Origin of the sequence: Ralstonia sp. RL (assembly GCF_001683835.1) — a bacterium.
In the GTDB taxonomy this organism is placed as follows: domain Bacteria; phylum Pseudomonadota; class Gammaproteobacteria; order Burkholderiales; family Burkholderiaceae; genus Ralstonia; species Ralstonia mannitolilytica.
The window spans coordinates 1-2,728 of sequence record NZ_LWRX01000065.1 but is presented as its reverse complement, the minus strand read 5'-3'; the positions used below and the strand labels follow the sequence as shown (position 1 = coordinate 2,728).

Annotated in this window: 1 protein-coding gene; it reads right to left on the bottom strand. The window is 66.4% G+C overall.

What is annotated here, in order from left to right:
- The coding region (locus A6M56_RS07515) for a response regulator (RefSeq protein ID WP_286757956.1) at positions 1–2,728 on the bottom strand (2,728 nt) is incomplete at both ends.

Here is a 2,728-nt window from a genome sequence, read left to right as displayed (position 1 = left end):
TGCCGGCCAGCACCGTGTCGAGTTCGCGCTCCAGCGCAGCCAGTTCTGCGGCCGGATCGGCTTGGGCTGCCTTGATCGCTGTTTCGAGGTTTTGCGCCGCGCGAGACAGGTCGCGGGCACCGATCGTGCCGCCCGTACCCTTCAGGCTGTGCGCCATGCGCGCTGCCGTCTCGTGCGCACCGGCGGTGAGGGCCTGGCGGATGCGTTCCGGTTCGCCGGTGAAGCGGGCATGGAAATCGCGCAAAACCTTTTCGTAGAGCGGCGCCTTGTTCAGCATCCGGCGCAGTCCCTCTGCCACATGGATGCCGGCGATCTCCGGGAAACCGGCCGGCGTACGGTCGGGTGTATCGCCGCTCGGAACGGTGGCGGGCGGCGCCGCTGAGGCGGCCGGCTCATTACCCTGACGGGCATGGTGCTGGATGGTGGCGAGCAGTTGATCGGGGTCGATCGGTTTGGTCAGGAAATCGGTCATGCCGGCCGCCTTTGCCCGCTGCTGCTCGTCTTCGAGCGCATGGGCGGTGAGCGCAATGATCGGGATGTCCGGGCGGACCGGGCCGCGACGGATGCGGCGGGTCGCTTCCAGGCCGTCCATTTCCGGCATCTGGATGTCCATCAGGATCAGGTCGATGGCCCTTGCATTGGCGGTCAGGGCGTCGATGGCGAGGCGGCCGTTGTCGGCGAGCAGGACGGTGGCGCCCAGGGATTCCAGCAGGTCGCGGATGATCAGCTGGTTGGTGGGGACGTCTTCGGCAACCAGCAGGTTGAGGCCGGCGAGCGGCGCGGCCGCCACGGCATCGGGCGGTGTTGGGGTACAGCCGGGGTGGCCGTGCAGATGGCCGAGGAGTTCGCCGATGCGGGCCGCAGTGACCGGTTTTTCGATAATCTCGTCGAATACGTCGAGCGAGCCGTGTGCGGCTGCGGCATGCGGGTTGTCGGCAGTGACCATGACCAGGCGAGTGCTGTCCCCCAGTCGGGAACGCAAGCGGCCGGCCAGATCGAGGCCGTCGATGCCCGGCATGTTGAGATCGATCATGATGCAGTCGAAGGGATGCGCCTCGTCGCGCACACGGGCCAGGGCGGCACTGCCCGAGTCGGCAGTCTCGACCGCGCAGCCATGTTTCTGCAGCAGGCGGCTGAGCACGGTGCGGGCGAGGCTCTGGTCGTCGACGACGAGCACCCGGTAATTGATCGCCGGGTTGCTCTGCACGGCGCTCTGCCCGATGTCGAGCAGGACACTGAACTGGAAGGTCGAGCCGACCTGCGGCGTGCTGTCGACCGTGATGCTGCCACCCATCAGTTCGACCAGGCGTTTGGTGATGACCAGGCCGAGGCCGGTGCCGCCAAAGCGCCGGGTCACCGAGTTGTCGGCCTGCGTGAAGGGCTGGAACAGGCCGGCCAGCTGTTCGGGATGCATGCCGATGCCGCTGTCCTGGACGCGGAAGCTCAGTTCGGCCTTGCCGTCGGTTCGGCGGTAGCAATCGACATAGAGCGTGATGCCACCTTCGGCCGTGAATTTGATGGCATTGCCGACCAGATTGATCAGCACCTGCGACAGGCGCAGCGCATCGCCCCGGAAGTTCGGCGGGACGTCGGGTGCGACGACAAATTCGAGAGCCAGTTTTTTTTCCTGGGCGCGGCCGCGCATCAGGCTCGACAGGTTGTCGAGGACGTCATCCAGTGCGAAATCGGCGACTTCCAGCTGCATGCCGCCGGCGTCGATTTTCGAAAAATCGAGCACGTCGTTGACCAGGGCCAGCAGCAGTTGGCCGGCGCCCTGGATTCGCCGGACGTATTCCATTTCGCGGGGCGGCAGGGGGCTTTGCCGGAGCAGGTGGGAGAGGCCGATGACGCCGTTGAGCGGCGTACGGATTTCGTGGCTCATCTTGGCCAGGAAGTCGGTGCGGGACTGGGCCATGGCCTCCGCTTCCTGGCGGGCGGCCTCGCGCATGCGGGCCAGTGTGCGATCGCGATCATGGTCGAAAGCCAGGCGGTTGCGCAGGATTTCCAGGCCGTGGATGAGCTGGCCGATTTCGTCGCTGCCCCGCACGTCGAGCGGCGTGTCGAAGCGGCCGGCCGAGATCGCTTCAAAGGTGGGCAGCACTTGCCTGTTCAGCGGGGCAAGGATGAGACGGCGCAAGAGCAGCCGGGTGATCGCGAGCATGATGCCGGCCAGCACCAGCCCGCCCACGATGACAGCCCCGATGACGCGCTGGGTCAGGGCGGTGAATTCCTCGACCGTGGTGCCCCCGGCAATGATCCAGCGTGGCGTGTCCAGGGTTTCGAATACGACATGCTTGCGCCGGGGCGCCGTCTCGCCGGCTTCCTCGTTCTGCCAGGCATATTCGATCTCGCCTCGCCGGATGCGAAGCATCGCGTCCATCAGGGATTCCTTGCCGTCGATGCGGAAATCACGGAGGTTGTGGCCTTCCTTGTAGGGATGCAGCAGAAGCTGGCCGAACTGTTCGCCCGGCGTGGCGTCGATGATGTAGTAATAGCCGCTGGTGCCGACCTGCATGGCGCGCACTTTCTCCTTGAGCGGAGCCAGCTGGGCATCGAGGTCGATGCTCATGCCGATGGCGCCGATCACCTCGCCGTGTGAGGTGACGAGGGGGGTGTAGCGCGTGAGGTACTGGCGCCCGAAGATGGCGATCTGCCCGACGTAGGGCTGGCCGGCCAGCAGTGCCGCATGGGCCGGGTGGCTGGTGTCGAGGCGGGGGCCGGGTGCCGG